16 protein-coding genes are annotated in these 14,478 nt (G+C 72.6%); 10 read left to right on the plus strand and 6 right to left on the minus strand.

Annotated elements, in window-relative coordinates:
* Positions 1-124 precede the first annotated feature (124 nt).
* Positions 125-1,297: a thermonuclease family protein gene (locus ACP7CD_RS09940; protein WP_426120113.1), complete on the plus strand. Its 1,173-nt coding sequence runs from the start codon at positions 125-127 to the stop codon at positions 1,295-1,297.
* Positions 1,298-1,457: 160 nt separating this feature from the next.
* Here ACP7CD_RS09940 and ACP7CD_RS09945 read toward each other — a convergent pair whose 3' ends face one another.
* Complete coding sequence (locus ACP7CD_RS09945; RefSeq protein ID WP_336650453.1) at positions 1,458-2,360, minus strand: Abi family protein; 903 nt, start codon at positions 2,358-2,360, stop codon at positions 1,458-1,460.
* A gap of 754 nt (positions 2,361-3,114) precedes the next feature.
* Between ACP7CD_RS09945 and ACP7CD_RS09950 the strand changes: the two genes are divergently transcribed.
* The 3 genes from ACP7CD_RS09950 to ACP7CD_RS09960 all read left to right on the plus strand — a co-directional run bounded on the left by ACP7CD_RS09950 (position 3,115) and on the right by ACP7CD_RS09960 (position 4,515).
* On the plus strand, positions 3,115-3,543 hold the full coding sequence (locus tag ACP7CD_RS09950) for a DUF1801 domain-containing protein (protein ID WP_426120115.1): 429 nt from the start codon (positions 3,115-3,117) through the stop codon (positions 3,541-3,543).
* Between the two features lie 137 nt (positions 3,544-3,680).
* Positions 3,681-4,130, plus strand: a complete 450-nt coding sequence (locus tag ACP7CD_RS09955) for a YybH family protein (protein WP_426120116.1) — start codon at positions 3,681-3,683, stop codon at positions 4,128-4,130.
* 58 nt (positions 4,131-4,188) lie between these two features.
* Complete coding sequence (locus ACP7CD_RS09960) at positions 4,189-4,515, plus strand: GYD domain-containing protein (protein ID WP_290467658.1); 327 nt, start codon at positions 4,189-4,191, stop codon at positions 4,513-4,515.
* Between the two features lie 47 nt (positions 4,516-4,562).
* Here ACP7CD_RS09960 and ACP7CD_RS09965 read toward each other — a convergent pair whose 3' ends face one another.
* A complete protein-coding gene (locus ACP7CD_RS09965) occupies positions 4,563-5,513 on the minus strand; it encodes an intradiol ring-cleavage dioxygenase (RefSeq protein WP_426120117.1) in 951 nt (316 codons plus the stop codon).
* Positions 5,514-5,808: 295 nt separating this feature from the next.
* Between ACP7CD_RS09965 and ACP7CD_RS09970 the strand changes: the two genes are divergently transcribed.
* Positions 5,809-6,312 carry an SRPBCC family protein gene (locus ACP7CD_RS09970; RefSeq protein WP_426120118.1) on the plus strand — a complete coding sequence of 168 codons (504 nt, stop codon included), beginning with the start codon at positions 5,809-5,811 and terminating at the stop codon, positions 6,310-6,312.
* A 296-nt stretch (positions 6,313-6,608) separates the two neighbouring features.
* Complete coding sequence (locus ACP7CD_RS09975; RefSeq protein WP_272026509.1) at positions 6,609-7,706, plus strand: VIT1/CCC1 transporter family protein; 1,098 nt, start codon at positions 6,609-6,611, stop codon at positions 7,704-7,706.
* A 170-nt stretch (positions 7,707-7,876) separates the two neighbouring features.
* Here ACP7CD_RS09975 and ACP7CD_RS09980 read toward each other — a convergent pair whose 3' ends face one another.
* A complete protein-coding gene (locus tag ACP7CD_RS09980) occupies positions 7,877-8,323 on the minus strand; it encodes a hypothetical protein (RefSeq protein ID WP_272026508.1) in 447 nt (148 codons plus the stop codon).
* A 332-nt stretch (positions 8,324-8,655) separates the two neighbouring features.
* Here ACP7CD_RS09980 and ACP7CD_RS09985 point away from each other — a divergent pair, with 332 nt between their 5' ends.
* Positions 8,656-9,300 (plus strand): NAD(P)-dependent oxidoreductase, encoded by a 645-nt coding sequence (locus tag ACP7CD_RS09985; RefSeq protein ID WP_426120119.1) that lies wholly within the window; start codon positions 8,656-8,658, stop codon positions 9,298-9,300.
* Between the two features lie 12 nt (positions 9,301-9,312).
* Here ACP7CD_RS09985 and ACP7CD_RS09990 read toward each other — a convergent pair whose 3' ends face one another.
* Together ACP7CD_RS09990 and ACP7CD_RS09995 are read right to left on the minus strand one after the other, a co-directional pair.
* Positions 9,313-10,341: an FAD-dependent monooxygenase gene (locus ACP7CD_RS09990; RefSeq protein WP_426120120.1), complete on the minus strand. Its 1,029-nt coding sequence runs from the start codon at positions 10,339-10,341 to the stop codon at positions 9,313-9,315.
* Between the two features lie 70 nt (positions 10,342-10,411).
* Positions 10,412-10,789 carry a TIR domain-containing protein gene (locus tag ACP7CD_RS09995; protein WP_109221529.1) on the minus strand — a complete coding sequence of 126 codons (378 nt, stop codon included), beginning with the start codon at positions 10,787-10,789 and terminating at the stop codon, positions 10,412-10,414.
* Positions 10,790-11,203: 414 nt separating this feature from the next.
* On the opposite strand from ACP7CD_RS09995, the gene ACP7CD_RS10000 reads away from it, so the two are divergent.
* On the plus strand, positions 11,204-12,064 hold the full coding sequence (locus tag ACP7CD_RS10000; protein ID WP_426120121.1) for a phosphotransferase family protein: 861 nt from the start codon (positions 11,204-11,206) through the stop codon (positions 12,062-12,064).
* Between the two features lie 103 nt (positions 12,065-12,167).
* Positions 12,168-12,758, plus strand: a complete 591-nt coding sequence (locus ACP7CD_RS10005; protein ID WP_426120122.1) for a dihydrofolate reductase family protein — start codon at positions 12,168-12,170, stop codon at positions 12,756-12,758.
* Between the two features lie 35 nt (positions 12,759-12,793).
* On the opposite strand, the gene ACP7CD_RS10010 is transcribed toward ACP7CD_RS10005, so the two are convergent.
* Positions 12,794-13,666, minus strand: a complete 873-nt coding sequence (locus ACP7CD_RS10010) for an NAD(P)H-binding protein (RefSeq protein ID WP_290467663.1) — start codon at positions 13,664-13,666, stop codon at positions 12,794-12,796.
* Positions 13,667-13,857: 191 nt separating this feature from the next.
* Between ACP7CD_RS10010 and ACP7CD_RS10015 the strand changes: the two genes are divergently transcribed.
* Entirely contained in the window at positions 13,858-14,448 is a 591-nt protein-coding gene (locus tag ACP7CD_RS10015) for a GNAT family N-acetyltransferase (protein WP_017834942.1), read from the plus strand.
* Positions 14,449-14,478 lie beyond the last annotated feature (30 nt).

A 14,478-nucleotide genomic window follows, 5' to 3' on the forward strand; every position in this document is an offset into this window, starting at 1 on the left:
CCAACCCTTGCAATACACCTCTAGACCAGGGCAGGGCCGCAGAACTGGGGACACCAGCCTCCCCAGTGATTGCAGATGCATCCATAGGCTGGAGGGGAACTGACGCTTTCCTGACAGGACTCCCGTGGCCCCCTCCTCTCCCACCTCGCTCCGACTGGGCGCCTCCGCGCTCGTCCTCCTGCTCCTGACCGGCTGCGGCGGATCGGCGGTCTCCAGCGACACGACGTCGTCGTCGGACGCCGCCTCCACCGAGACCTCCGCCGCCCCGGAACTGCGCGGCGAGCGCGCCGTGGTGGAGCGGGTGATCGACGGCGACACCGTCGACGTCCAGCGGGACGGTGAGGTGGTGCGGGTGCGGCTGCTCAACATCGACACCCCGGAGACCAAGGACCCGAACGAGGTCGTCGAGTGCCTCGGCCCGGAGGCGACCGCGTTGCTGGAGGAGCTGCTGCCGCCGGGCACCGTGGTGGGCCTGGAGTACGACCAGGAGCGCACCGACCGCTACGACCGCACCCTGGCCGGGGTCTTCCGGGAGGACGGCACGCTGGTCAACGCCGAGATCGCCCGCCAGGGCCTGGGCACACCGCTCTACATCGCGCCCAACGGCCGGTTCCTGCCGCCGGTCGAGGAGGCCTTCGCCGAGGCCGAGGAGCAGCAGGCCGGACTGCTCGACCCGGCCCAGGGCTGCACCATTCCCGCACAGCTCCAGCAGGCGACGAGCGCGCTCGCCGACGCCGCGCCGGCGGACCTCGCCGATGCGGCCGGTGAGGTGGCGGCCGCCGTCGCCTTCCTGGCGGCTCTCGACGCGGTCGACGGCCACGCGCACCCGCAGGTCCGCCATCTGGTCGGGCTGCCGTCGCTCACGAGCGAGATCTCAGGCGTCCGCAAGGACGTCGCCGGCCTCCAGGAGCGTGCCGCGGAGCAGCGCCGCGCGGCGGAGGCCGAGGCGGCGGAGCGCACGGCGGCCGAGGACCAGCGCCGCCAGGCGGAGTCCGAGGCGGCACGTCAGGCGGAGTCCGCCCGGCAGGCCGAGCTCGACCGCCAGGCGGAAGCGGCGCGGCAGGCAGCGGCCGACGCCGCGCGCCGGGCGGTCGCGCCCGCGCCGAACCCGGCACCCGTTCCCGCGCCCGCACCGAGACCCGCACCGGCACCCGCTCCTGTGCCGGCACCGAAGCCCGCCCCGAACCCGGGCGCCAACATCGTCAACCAGGCCCCGCCCGGCTACTACGCCGACATCCCGGGCTACACCGGGCCGCGCTGCTACGCCCCGGGCGGGAAGTTCTTCAAGCCCTGCTGATCCCCTGGCTGCAGGTCGCAGGACACCCCAATCTCCAGTCGGTCTCCGCCCGAACCGCATCCATGGTTCAGCGGAACCTTGCCGTGTTGTCGTCAGCTTCCACCTGGCAGTCGAGAATGGCCGCTTTGCCGTGGATAGGGCCGAAGGCCCAGTGATTGCGTCACCTCCCGAGGTGAGCAGTCCAGAACGGGTCCTCCGACCAACCGTCGAACATGCCCATCGCGGGGAGCGGTACCCGTGTGTGCTGCTCGAGCAACTGAACAAGCCGCTGCGCCCAGGTGCTGCGCGGCGACACCGTCGAGAGGACGGTCTGGAGCGACACGAGCACCGGGTAGAGGCGGTGGCGCCGCGCGTCGACTTCGTCCAGGACTGTGCGATCGACCAGCCAGGTGATCGAGGCATCGGCAGGTATCGCGGGGTAGACACCGAGGCCCACGTTCCACAGCCGTCCATGGTGAGCGCACACGTTGCGGACGCGCACATAGGTCTTCAACCACGAGGTCAGGACCGCCTCGTTCAGACCGAGCGAACGGGCGATGGCCGTCCTGGCGCTGCGGGGGGAGATGTTCGAGTACAGGTGGCTCAGCTGCCCGATCGTCAGCATCTCGACCATCACCCAGGACGGCGGCAGCTCAGGGAATCCGTAGGTGATGAGATAGTGCTCCAGCGCCGAAGGATAGGTCATGGCGTCCCCGGCCGGCTCTGGCTGTCGCCGTAGTTGCTGAGCGCATTCGTCGCGAATCTCGCTGAGCAGGCGGTCATGCTTTGAACGACTGGTGAAGTGCATGGGATCGACGTACCAGTGGGGGCCGCCTGCCCTCTCGGACATGATGTCGGTCAGGCCGGCACGCACTGCCACCTCCACCCGTTCCAGGGCGTCGAGTACCAAGAGGCGCAGTTGTCGGTCGAACACGTACAGGTCGAGGATGTCGTCAAAGGTCGTTCCGGGCCGAAAACGGTGCGATCCGTCGCGGAACTGAAACGGGATCGTGTACGGCGAGAGCCTGTAGTAGCCGATGTGCCGCAGATAGCGCAGGGCACGATCTGGGTCGGGTACTGCCATGCCCCTGTCCGACCACTGTTTCGCCAGTTCGGCGTGCGGCAGCGCCGGCTTGGCGTAGTGGGCGTCTCCCCGCGAGCGGGGCCTGGGCGGAATGCGGCCTCTGGACACGGAACTGATCCTAGTTCCGGACAGAAAAAATCCCCCAGGTGCGCATCGTGGAGAGGCGAGGGGGATCTAGTGCTTCCATCCTAGCTCGGGAGGACGCGACCTGGAAGGCGCAACCTCGGATTGTCCGGAGGTGGGGGCCGGTGTCGGTGTCGGTGTCGGTGTCGGTGTCGGTGTCGGAGATCAGGATCACTTCTCTGTCGGTCCCGTTGTCAGCGCCACCCACCGTACGGCCGTGGCCTGCCGACGCCGCGCACCGGGGTGCTCACGTCGATGCATCTCTGCCACTGCTCCCTCTGACTGGCAGCGCCCCGATGGCGGCGACCAGGCGTAACCGCACTGTGAATCGGGGTCTTTCCCGCCTCTTGTACAACGTTATTCAGACAGAGTTGGATAAGACGACGGGGTGACCAACGTTCCAACCACACCTCGTCCGCCCTGGACGACTCCGCCGCACGCCTCGGACGCCGCGCATGAGCCGTCGGTGACCGGCCGGCGTCGTCGTCACCCAGGATCCGAGCGGAGTCCGCACCGCGGTGGCCCAGGGCGTGGACCGATCCGCGCACTGGCCCCGCGCTGCCGTGTCGGACCGGCCGAGGACCCTGGGGCCTGAGACGATCGACGTCCCAGCGACCCCGAGGAGCCCATCGTGGAGAAGACAGGTCAGCCGGTCGAGGAGTACCTCGCCGGGGTCACGCCGGCGAAGCGGCGGGCGGACGCCGAGCGCCTCCTCCCCCTGTTCAGCCGGGTCACCGGGCAGCCGGCGGAGATGTGGGGCACCATCGTGGGCTTCGGCCAGTACCACTACAAGTACGCGAGCGGGCACGAGGGCGACGCCCCCGCGGCGGGCTTCGCGGCCCGGAAGGCCGCGACGACGGTCTACGTGTACGACGGCGTCGACGCCCACCGGGAGAACCTGGCGCGTCTGGGCCCGCACACCACCGGGGTGGGCTGCATCTACCTCAAGGATCTCGGCGCGGTGGACCTGGACGTCCTCGAGCAGATCGTCGCCGCCTCGTACACCAAGCTCGGCGACGGCCCCTGGACGGATCGCGCCCGGGACGGCGCCCCGGACTGAGCGGACGTCGCCGCCGACACGGAGGCGACATGAGTCACGGGCCGGCGACGATCCGGCCGTTCCCCTTGGACCGCCCCTCGGCGGGGCCTACGGTCAGCTCAGCAGGAGTGGAACGCCGCGGACCCCAGGAGGACACCGTGATCCCCGCCGACCTGACCCAGACCGTGGAAGCCGACCACCAGGCCTTCAGCGCCCTGGTGTGCGGGGACCCCGAGCCGAAGGTGGGGATGTTCTCCCGGGCCGGGGACGTCACCCTGGCGAACCCGCTGGGTCCGCCGGCCCGCGGATTTGAACGGGTCGCCGAGGCCGTGCGCCGAGGCGCGTCCCAGATGCGGGACGGCGAGCCCGTCCGGTTCGAGCGCATCTCCGAGTACGGCACGGCGGACATCGCCTACATCGTGGAGATCGAGCACTGCCGGGCCAAGCTCGGCGGAGCCGATCAGCCGGTTCCCTTCGCGCTGCGGGCCACCACCGTCTACCGCCGCGAGGAGGACGGCGTCTGGCGGATCTGCCACCGCCACGCCGATGCCATCACCACGCCCCGTCCCATCGAGTCGATGGTCGACCGGTCCGGGACCGGGGCCTGACCAGGTGCCGACGGGACGGCCACCAGGACGTCCCGCCGGACGGAGAAGGGACGAGACGATGCCGCTCTACCTGTCCAAGTTCAGCTACACCCCGGAGACCTGGGCGCGGTTGATCGCCCACCCGGAGGACCGCCGCCGGGCCGCCCAGGACTACATCGAATCGGTCGGCGGGAAGCTGCACGGCTTCTGGTACGCCTTCGGCGAGCACGACGGCTACAACCTGTGGGAGGCGCCCGACAACGTGTCCATGGCCGCGGTCGCCCTCGCCATCAGCGGAGGCGGCGCCCTGAGCTCCCTGGAGACCACGGTGCTCATGAGCGTCGAGGACACCCTGGACGCCCTGCACCGCGCCGAGCAGATCACGTACCGGCCGCCCGGCGCCTGATCCCGGCCGCGACGGGATCCGGAGAGACGGGCTGATCGCTGGATCGCTCAGCGGGACGGGGGCGGTCCGCCCGGCCCTCCGGCCGTGCCGCCGCCGGTGGGCGTGGTGGTCGTGTCCACCCCGGCGGTCAGGGTGACGGTGTAGCCCTGGGCGACGCTGCCGGTGACGGCGCCCAGCTGGCTGGCCCCGCCGTCGTCGCCGAAGACGTTGTCGCTCGCCAGGGTGAGCTGGGCCAGGTTGCTGACGGAGGACTCGTAGCCGGTGGTGGCGTAGACGGCGTCGCAGGCGTTCTTCGGCAGGGCGACCTGTGAGGTGGCGATCGCGGTGGTGGAGTCGGTGATGGACGCCTGGTCCGGGTAGACCTCGAAGTGGATGTGCGGCCACCGGCCCGTGTAGCAGGCCGGGAAGATGCTGGTGAAGCGGACCTTCCCGTCGTCGTCGGCGATCTGCACCCCGCGCAGGTAGTTCTCCCCCGTGACGCCCTCGCTGTACATGGAGTAGCGGCCCTCCCGGTCACAGTGCCAGACGTAGACGGCCACTCCCGCGAACGGCACCCCGCCGTTGGCGAGATCGGCGACGGTCAGCTCCAGCGTCATGGGCACGCCCTCGGCGGTGCCGCCGGCGTCCCCGAAACTGGAACGCAGGTCGCTGCGCACGATCCCGCTCTGCTCGAGCACGTCCGGGCCGTTGGAGCCGTCCCCGGGGTAGGGCCCGGCGGTCTCGTCCGGGATCTCGTCCACCGCCAGGGCCGTGGCCGAGGCCGAGGGCGCCGTGGAGGCCGACGACGACGCGCCCGTGCCGGCACCGCCCGTCCCGGCTCCGCAGGCCGCGAGGCCGAAGGCCGAGGCGCCGAGACCGAAGACCGTCAGCACCTTCCGCCGGTTCATCAGGGTGCCGATGTCGAAGCCCAGCCCCTGGTCGACCACCTCCTCCTCGGGGCGCGGCAGCCGGCGGCCCTCGTAGCTGAGCGCCGTCTCGTGCGGGGTGCTGCGGTCCATGAGTCCTCCATCGGTACGGGTCGGTGTCGACCTCCACGCTAGGAACAGGTGCTGTGCCGCGGCTGAGCCGGGACACAGCCCCGCGTGTGCGATTTCATGGGCCGGTGCGGGCGCCCGGTCGGCGGGACGCTCACCGACCGCAGTCCACCGGCGACACGCAACCGCGGCGAGCAACGATCCGGTCTCACCCGGGCGGGCCCGGCGCGCCGGGGTCCTACGGTGGGAGCACCCGGCCCGCCGCTCCCCCCCGGGGGGCCCAGGCCGCCGCCACTCGGACACCGCACGGAGGACCACCATGCAGACACTGGGCCGCGCCGAGGACTCCATCCACGTCGAGGCGCCGCCGCGGACGGTCTACGACCTCGTCGCCGACGTCACCCGCACCCCCGAGTACAGTCCCGAGGTCGACGAGGTCGTCTGGCTCGACGACGGCGGACCCCGCGTCGGCGCACGCTTCCGGGCCCGCAACCGGGTGCCGCCCGACTCCCGGTTCCCGTGGCACAACACGCCGATCGTCATGGCCGTCGAGCCCGGCCGGGAGTTCGCCTTCGCCCGCACCGAGCGCTTCGCCGGCACCCTCGTGTGGCGCTACCGGTTCGAGCCGGAGGGCACGGGCACCCGGGTGACGGAGTCCTACGAGATCGCCCGGCCGGTCGGCCGCATCGGCTGGTTCATCATCGGCACCCTGGGCCGGGACCGGGACCGGATGACCACGATGCGCGAAGGACTGCGGGAGAGCCTGCAGCGGCTCAAGCGCGTGGCCGAGGCCGACGCCGCGTCGTCGTCCCCTTCACCGTGACGGACGGGCCGGCCGCCGCGGGCATCCCTGTCCGGGCGCACCGCCGTTTCGGTCCACCGAAACCGGCCGAACGAGGAACTCGATACCGTGGTCGAGTCGAAGGGGAGTAGTTCCCGCCACCTTCCGGGTGGATGCAGAGACGTGTCGACATGCTGGTCTCCCCGGATGGGAGACCCGGCGCGTCACTCGAGCACCTGAGTGCGCGAGCGAACGAGACCTTCGGCCGGACACCGCTCCGGCCGAAGTCTCCCTGCTCCCGGGGTGCTCGGGCCGGGGCCCTGCCTCGAAGGACGACCATGACGGCCCTATCCGACACCCCAGCACCTCACGCCCCCACCCCGGCGGAGGTTCGCCGCTGGCGCCGCTATCTGGCCGACGAGCGCGCCGAAGCCGCCGTCTACCGCGACCTGGCCGCCCGGCGCACCGGCGAGGAGCGCGAGATCCTGCTGGGCCTGGCCGAGGCAGAGGCCCGCCACGAGCAGCACTGGATCACGCTCCTCGGCCACCAGGTGGGGCATCCGCGCCGAGGGTCCCTGCGGTCCCGCCTCCTGGGCTTCCTCGCCCGCCACTTCGGGTCCGTGTTCGTCCTGGCCCTGATGCAGCGGGCGGAGTCCCGCTCCCCGTACGAGGCCGACCTCCACGCCACGGACGCGATGGCCGCCGACGAGCAGATCCACGAGGAGGTCGTCCGGGCCCTCGCCGCCCGCGGGCGCAATCGGATGGCCGGCAGCTTCCGGGCAGCCGTGTTCGGGGCCAACGACGGGCTGGTCTCCAACCTGGCCCTGGTGATGGGCATCAGCGCCAGCGGGGTCTCCAACGCCATGGTGCTGCTCACAGGCATCTCCGGTCTGCTCGCGGGGGCCCTGTCCATGGGGGCCGGCGAGTACGTCTCCGTCCGGTCCCAGCGCGAGCTGCTGGAGGCCTCCACCCCCAACGCGGACACGCACCAGAAGGTGCCGATGCTCGACGCCGAGGCCAACGAGCTGGCCCTGTTCTACCGCGCCCGCGGCATGGACCCGGAGGCCGCCGAGGCCAAGGCCGCCCGGGTCCTGCAGACGCCCCACGCCGATTCCACCGGCCCGGTCCCGGTGGTCGGGACCGACGAGCACGAGGCCGTCGGCACCGGCCTGGGCGCGGCCGCATCCAGCTTCTGCTTCTTCGCCTCCGGGGCGATCCTGCCCGTGCTGCCCTATCTCTTCGGACTGGGCGGGACGCCCGCCGTGGTCGTCTCGGCCGTCGTCGTGGGCCTGGCGCTGCTGACCACCGGCACCGTGGTGGCCCTGCTCTCCGGCGGATCCCCGCTGAGGATGGCGCTGCGGCAGCTGGCCATCGGCTTCGGCGCCGCGGGCGCCACCTACGCCCTGGGTCTGCTCTTCGGCACCAGCATCGCGTGATGCGTCATGCCTCAGGACTGCTGTCGGGCCGGTGAGGCTCGCGGCTCGCGGCGGGGATCTCGATGTCGGGATGGATGCACACCCGTCCACCGCGGACCGGGACGGCCGCTCCCCGCCGGGTCGACAGCAGCGCCCGGTCGGTGACGGTCGGGGTCCACCGGCACGGCATCTCAGCCCTGGGGAGCGCTCAGGTGCTTGAGATGGTCGGCCTTGAGCTGGCGGTAGTGGGGCATGAGGTCGGCCGGGGTGTAGGTGGCGGTGGCGGTCACCGGTGTCCCGGGGTGGCCGTGCTCGGCGAGAATCCGGAGCAGCGCGGCTTCGTGCTGGGCGAGGATCGTCTGGTTGAAATAGCCGTGGTGCAACAGGGCAGCGATCCCCCCGGCATAGGCCCAGGTCGGGGAGCCTTCGTCCATCGGCGCGCGGGGGTCGTCCCAGTCGGCGGGTCCGCCGGTGGAGGACAGTTCGGAGATCAGGACGTTCTCGAGCACCTCGTCGTGGAAGGACATGGAGAGCTCGGCGACCTCGTCGACGATCTCGAACCGGTCCACGCGCACCCCGGCCGGGGGCGGGGTCTGCACCAGGTCCCTGACGGCCTGCAGGATCTCGGAGGTGGTCATCGTCGTCTCGCTTCCTGGAGGTGGGGAACGCCCAGTCGATGCGTTGTCATCAGCTTACTGGCTACCCGGGAGTCACAATCTGGTCGCCCTGTCCCCGAAAGGGGCTACGCGCTCGGACGCCGACGACGCCGGGAGGGCACTGCGCCGGTCCGGTCCCGCCCCCGGCGAGACGGCCCCTCGGCATTCCCGCTACCCGCTCCTGTCCTTGCCGACCCCGGACCAGAACCGCCCCCTCCGGGGATGTCACACGCGCTCCATGGCATTTCATTCGGAAACGGAGTGATCTACGGTGCAGGAAACACGTCCGTGCAACTGCATCCGTTGGGGGACAGATGAAGGTCACCGTGTTCGGGGCTGTCAGTGCCATCGGCCAGGAGCTCGTCGAGGATCTGCTGTTCCGCGGCTATGAGGTCGTCGCCTTCGTGGCCGACCCCTCGGAGGCGCTGACCACCTGGGGGCCGGCCGTGCAGGTGGTCACCGGGCAGATCACCGACCCCGCCGCCATTGACGCCGCCCTGGAAGGCTCGGGGGCGGTGATCAACACCCTGGATCCGCGCCTGGGGCCCCGTTCCCGCCGACCGAGCCTGGTCGAGGGCACCGGCCACATCGTGGCCGGCATGCACCACCATGGGATCCGCCGCTACATCGGCCACGGCACCCCGGTGGTCACCCTGTGCCCCAAGGAGAGGCCCACCGCCCGCATCAAGGTCCACCGCTACCTGGCCCGCCACATCGATCCGCACGCCTACCGGCAGATGGCAGGGATGCTGCAGGTGGTCGCCGGCTCCGGGCTGGACTGGACGATCGTGCGGTTCATGCACGTCACCGGAGGAAGCGCCCGGGGGCTGAAGTACGTGGGGTTCTTCGGCCCCGGGGCGGTGGGCTCCTCGGCCTCCGCCGCCGACATCGCCCGGTTCACCGCCACCCAGGTCCTGGAGACCGCCTACATCCGCGACGCCCCGGCCGTCAGCAACTGACCCCTACCCGAGCTAGCTCAGGTGTGCCGCAGCGGCGACCGCGGCGTTGCGCACGGCCAGCCCGTGCCGCGCCGTGCCCACCCGGTTCGCCAGGCGGGCCAGACGAACCGTGCGGACGGTGGGCCTGCGGCGCGCGGCGTCGTACCGGTGCAGGGCGCCGGGCACGTCGGATCCCGCGCTCAGCGCCTCGACGAGCGCCGTGGCGTCGAGGAGGGCCTCGCAGGCGCCGCGGCCGAGATTGGGGGCCATGCCGTGGGCGGCGTCGCCGAGGAGCACGGTGTGCCCCCGGACGTAGGACGGCAGCGGGGGCACGTCGAGCAGCGTGCGCCGGTCGATCGGAGTGCCCCCGAGGGCGGCCAGGACGCGCCGCACGGCCGGGTGCCAGTCGCCGTAGAGCAGGTGGAGGGCCTGGGCGTCGTCGCGCTCGGACGCGGCGGAGGCGAGCACGTCGGCGCGGACGCTCGCGAACCAGTTGGTGCGCTCGGCGTCGTGCGGGGTGATCCCGAAGAGCCGCGCCGGCCCCCAGGTCTCCGTGACGCCGTCCGCCGGGCCCGGGACGGTGCCGCGGAGGGCGACCGTGCCCAGCGGCCGCGGGGCGACGCCGAAGAGCGCGGCGCGGACGGGGCTGTGGACGCCGTCCGCCGCGACGACGACGTCGGCCGCGGGCAGGGCGCCGTGGTCCGTCACCGGGGCGTTCCACGCGATGACGTCCGGGGGCAGGCCCTGGGCCAACGCCGCCAGGAGCGCCGGCCGGGGGACCAGCCGGGCCGTGCGCCCGGGGCCGAGGTGGGCGATCTCGGTGCCGTCCGGCCGGAGGAGCCGCGCCCCCCGCTGCTCCACGGAGGCGGCCCGGACCTGCTCGCCCACCCCCAGTCGGTCCAGGGCCCGCATCGCCTCGGGCCACATGCCCAGCGCCGTGCCGGCGCCGGGCAGGCCCGAGGAGCGCTCGAGCACCCGGACGGACCAGCCCGCGCCGAGCAGGCCGCGGGCGGTGGCCAGGCCGGCGATGCCCGCACCGATGACGACGGCCGATCCGCGCACGGCTCCTCCTGTGGTCGGCGGGTCCCGGTCCCGAGACGTGCCCCGGGCGGTCGAGCTGCAGGCAGCCGGGCTACAGGCGGTCCAGGAAGTTCCCGATGTTCTCCCACGTCCAGGTCTCGCAGCGGGCGGGGCCCATCTCGGCCGGCTTCTTCCGCGCCTCGGGCTCCACCCACAGACCCAGCAGCGGCTTGTCCTCGGCCACCGCGCACCGGATCTGCCACCGCGCCGCGTCCGATGCCGGCGTGCCGCCGCCGATCAGCGCGATCACGCCGTCGCTGCGGCGGATCCGGTCCCGCACGTCCTGCTTCCACTCGTCCGCGCTCGCCCCGTTCCCGGGCGGCTCCACGAACCGCGCCTGGTCCCCGGCCCGGTCCCACTGCGCGGTGAAAAGGTTCCGGAACAGCTCGTCCTGCTCCGCGAACGCCAGAAATACAGTCTTCGGCGCCATTGCCGTCAACTCCCTGCCACATCGAAAGTTTGTCCTAGTGCAAGGCACCATATGCGGTCGGCGCCGTCCGGCGGGCGGAGCCGAGCAACATCCCTTCATGAAGACCTCTGATGTCCCGATGAGCAGTGCGCGGCCCGAATGCCCTCCGCGCGCTCTGGCCTGCCCGCGGGCGGGATGGGAAAATGGTGCTGCGCCTGCCCCGCACCCGGGCTGAGCCCGTCGAGCACCGCGGTCCCGAGAACACCCCCGCGCACCGGGGCACGAGAGGTCGACGGGACCGGCCGGTGGGCGACGAACCGGAATCCGCCCGCCGGCCTAGCACTGCGGCCCGACGTGACCCGCGCGCTCGGCACCGGCACCACCGCGCGCAAGGAGCCCGCGCCGGACGGATCCGGAGGACGACGAAGGAGCGGCATGGACGAGCTGGAGCGCATCGACGCGGCGTTCCCCGGACTGACGTGGTCGAGGGCGCGGCGGATCACCGAGGGCTGGGACCACGTCATCGTCGTCCTGGACGAGGCCCTGGTGTTCCGCTTCCCGCAGGAGGCGCCGTACACGGAGGCGCTCGGCCGGGAGGTCGCGGTCCTGGCCCACCTCGCCCCGCGGCTGCCGGTGCGGATCCCGCGCTACGACCGCGTGGCGCCGGACGGCTCGTTCGCCGGGTACCCGCTCCTGCCCGGCCGCACGCTCCAGCCGGAGGTGCTGGCCTCCCTGGACGGAACGGCGCGCGACGCGCTCGTGGACCAGCTGGCCGGCTTCCTCTCTGCCCTGCACACCGCACCCGTCCCCGGCACCCCGCTGGAGCAGGTGCCGGCGTCCTTCCTGGCCGAGGACCAGGACGACGTCCGCAGCGCGGCCGCCGCGCACCTGCCCGCTGTGCTGACTCCGGCCGAACTGGACGAGGTGGAGCGGATCCTGACCGACGTCGACGCGCTCCTCGCCGCCGACCTCCCCGAGGTGGTCGTCCACAACGACGTCTACAGCCGGCACCTGCTCTGGGACGACGACGACGCCCGGCTCGGCGTGATCGACTTCAGCGACATGTGTGTCGGTGACCCGGCCGTGGACTTCGCGGAGCTGCACGAGTACGGCGAGGACTTCGTCCGCGCGGTGTACGAGCGCTACACCGGGCCCAGGGACCCCGGGCTCCTCGACCGCGCCTGGACCTACCAGCGCTGGATCGGGGTGTACATGCTCACCGACCACTTCGACGTCGGCAAGACCACGTGGGAGGTCGCCCGGGAGACCTTCGACCGTGTCCGGCGCGGTCGGTGAGGCGGACCCGGCGCCGTCCCTCGGCGGTTGCCGCGCGGCACCGCGCCCGTCGTCGTCCGGGACTCCCGTGACGTCGCCCGGCGCACCGGTCGAGAATGGGAGCATGCGACGACTGACCTACTTCATCGGCGTCTCGATCGACGGCCGGATCGCCGGTCCGCATGACGAGACCGACTTCTTCCCGCTCTCCGACGCCTACGGCGCCTGGCTGGGCGAGGAGTTCCCCGAGACCCTCCCGACCCATGTCCGCACCCACCTCGGCATCGACGACGCGCCCCACCGGCACTTCGACACCGTGGTCATGGGCCGGCGCACCTACGAGCCGGCCCTGGCGATCGGTGTGGTCAGTCCGTACGCGCACCTGCGCCAGTACGTCGTGTCGACCACGCAGCAGGAGCTCACCCCGGAGGTGACGGTCGTGCGCGAGGACCCGGCCGGGCTCGTGCGCTCGCTCAAGGCCGAGGACTCGCCGTTCGACGTCTGTCTCGTCGGCGGTGCGTCGCTGGCCGCGGCGGTGCTCCCGGAGATCGACCGGGTGGTCGTCAAGCTCTACCCGGTGCTCGCCGGGGCCGGGCGGCCGGCCTTCGACGCCGGGGAGTTCTCGCCCGCCCGGTTCGACCTGACGGACGTCAGCACGTTCGAGGGCGGCCACGTGGTCCTGACCTGGGACCGCCGCCCGGTCGCCTCGTCCTGACCCGTCGGGCACCGCTCCGGGGTCGGCGTGGCGGCTCAGGCCGCGAGCGCGGGCCGGAGGACGGCGTGGGCCCAGGCGCCCAGTGCAGTGGGCGTCGTGGTGAGCGGCTCCCGCGGGTTCTCCGGGGTGAATCCCCGCTGCCCCCGGGACATCCCCAGCACCCCCTCGACCTGCGCGTCGGTGAGGCCGGCCGAGCGCAGGATCCCGGCGACCTCGGCCTCGGCCACCTGGACGGCGGTCAGCGGGCGCCCGAGCGCCTCCCCCACGATCCGGGCGGCCTCGGCGAAGGAGAGGTCTTCGGGCCCGTGCACGCCCTGCGTGTGCCGGCCGGTCCAGTCGGTGGCCAGCAGCCGGACGGCGGCGACGTCCCCGATGTCCCGCGGGTCCACCCAGGGCATCCGGTGGTCGACCGGCAGGGTGGTGCTCAGCACCCCGGACCGCACCGACTCGAGATCCAGCAGCAGGTTGGTGAAGAAGTACCCGCAGCGCAGATGGGTGACGTGCGCGCCCGTGGCGTCGAGCAGCTCCTCGGTGCGGGCCAGCCCGTCGATCTCCCCGAACCCCTGCCGGGCCTCGGCGCCGACGCTGCTCTGGAAGACCACCCGCGGCACGGCGTTCCCGGCCACCGCAGCGGCGGCGACCTCGCCCATCCGGGCGTAGCCGGCGACGGGGTCGTCGTCGTCCGTCGGCGGGTTCACCCAGTACAGGGCGTCGGCCCCGGCGGTGGCCCGGGACACGGCGGCGAGATCGCCCTGGTCCCCCTCGACCACCTCGCACCGGGCCCGCAGGTCCGGGTCCAGGCGGGACGCGCGGCGCACGAGCACGGTGGGCCGCAGCCCGGCCTGCACGAGCAGCCGCACGACGCGGGAGCCCACGTGCCCCGTGGGCGTGGTGACGACGATCCTCATGACGGGTCCCCTCTGCCTCGAGCAGTCCGGTGCTCCCACCACGCTACGACTCCGGCTGCCCCGGCGCACCGGGTCCCGCCGCCGTCCGCACCCGCCGGAGGGTGGCCCGCCCGTAGGGTGGTCCGAACGGCGGGTTCTCCCTCGGTGAAGAGCACGGCCGGCGCCACTCCGCCCAGCAGCGAGGAACGATCATGACTTCCACCGCGTTCACGATCCGACCGGCGACCAGCGAGAGGTTCGACGACGTCGCCACCGTCCTGGGCCCCCGCAACCCCGACTCGGCGGTCTGCTGGTGCCTCACCTACCGGCTCCCCTCCAAGGAGAACCGCGCGCTGACCGGGCGGGAACGGGCGCAGAGGGTCCAGGAGCTGTGCGCCCGGCCGATCCCGCCGGGCGTCCTCGCCTACGACGGCGGGACGGTGGTCGGCTGGTGCGGCGTGGCCCCGCGGGCCGAGCTGCACTCCTTCGCCCACAGCAGGCGCATCCCGCACGTCGACGACCTCCCGGTCTGGGCCGTGTGGTGCTTCCGGGTGCGCGGCGGCCAGCGGGGCCGGGGTGTGGCCCAGGCGCTGCTCGAGGGCGCCGTGGAGCACGCCCGCGGCCACGGCGCGCCGGCCGTCGAGGGCTACCCGGTGGACAACGGGGACCGGAAGGTCGACACCACGATGGCCTATGTCGGCACCCGCGCCATGTTCGAGCGCGCCGGCTTCACCCAGGCCGCCGACACCACCTCGGTCCTCAACGGCTTCCCGCGCGTGCTCATGCGGCTGCCGCTGCGGTGAGCGGGGCCTGAGCGTGGCCCGCACCGGGCA

The organism is Kocuria sp. LHG3120, from assembly GCF_049897445.1.
In the GTDB taxonomy this organism is placed as follows: Bacteria; Actinomycetota; Actinomycetes; order Actinomycetales; family Micrococcaceae; genus Kocuria; species Kocuria rosea.

Bases quoted from the DNA above. Each gene is read 5' to 3' on its own strand.
- ACP7CD_RS09945 (WP_336650453.1), bottom strand. From the start codon at position 2,360: ATGGCAGTACCCGACCCAGATCGTGCCCTGCGCTATCTGCGGCACATC.
- ACP7CD_RS09960 (WP_290467658.1), top strand. From the start codon at position 4,189: ATGCCGCTCTACCTGTCCAAGTTCAGCTACACCCCGGAGACCTGGGCG.
- ACP7CD_RS09965 (WP_426120117.1), bottom strand. From the start codon at position 5,513: ATGGACCGCAGCACCCCGCACGAGACGGCGCTCAGCTACGAGGGCCGC.
- ACP7CD_RS09970 (WP_426120118.1), top strand. From the start codon at position 5,809: ATGCAGACACTGGGCCGCGCCGAGGACTCCATCCACGTCGAGGCGCCG.
- ACP7CD_RS09975 (WP_272026509.1), top strand. From the start codon at position 6,609: ATGACGGCCCTATCCGACACCCCAGCACCTCACGCCCCCACCCCGGCG.
- ACP7CD_RS09980 (WP_272026508.1), bottom strand. From the start codon at position 8,323: ATGACCACCTCCGAGATCCTGCAGGCCGTCAGGGACCTGGTGCAGACC.
- ACP7CD_RS09985 (WP_426120119.1), top strand. From the start codon at position 8,656: ATGAAGGTCACCGTGTTCGGGGCTGTCAGTGCCATCGGCCAGGAGCTC.
- ACP7CD_RS09995 (WP_109221529.1), bottom strand. From the start codon at position 10,789: ATGGCGCCGAAGACTGTATTTCTGGCGTTCGCGGAGCAGGACGAGCTG.
- ACP7CD_RS10000 (WP_426120121.1), top strand. From the start codon at position 11,204: ATGGACGAGCTGGAGCGCATCGACGCGGCGTTCCCCGGACTGACGTGG.
- ACP7CD_RS10005 (WP_426120122.1), top strand. From the start codon at position 12,168: ATGCGACGACTGACCTACTTCATCGGCGTCTCGATCGACGGCCGGATC.
- ACP7CD_RS10010 (WP_290467663.1), bottom strand. From the start codon at position 13,666: ATGAGGATCGTCGTCACCACGCCCACGGGGCACGTGGGCTCCCGCGTC.
- ACP7CD_RS10015 (WP_017834942.1), top strand. From the start codon at position 13,858: ATGACTTCCACCGCGTTCACGATCCGACCGGCGACCAGCGAGAGGTTC.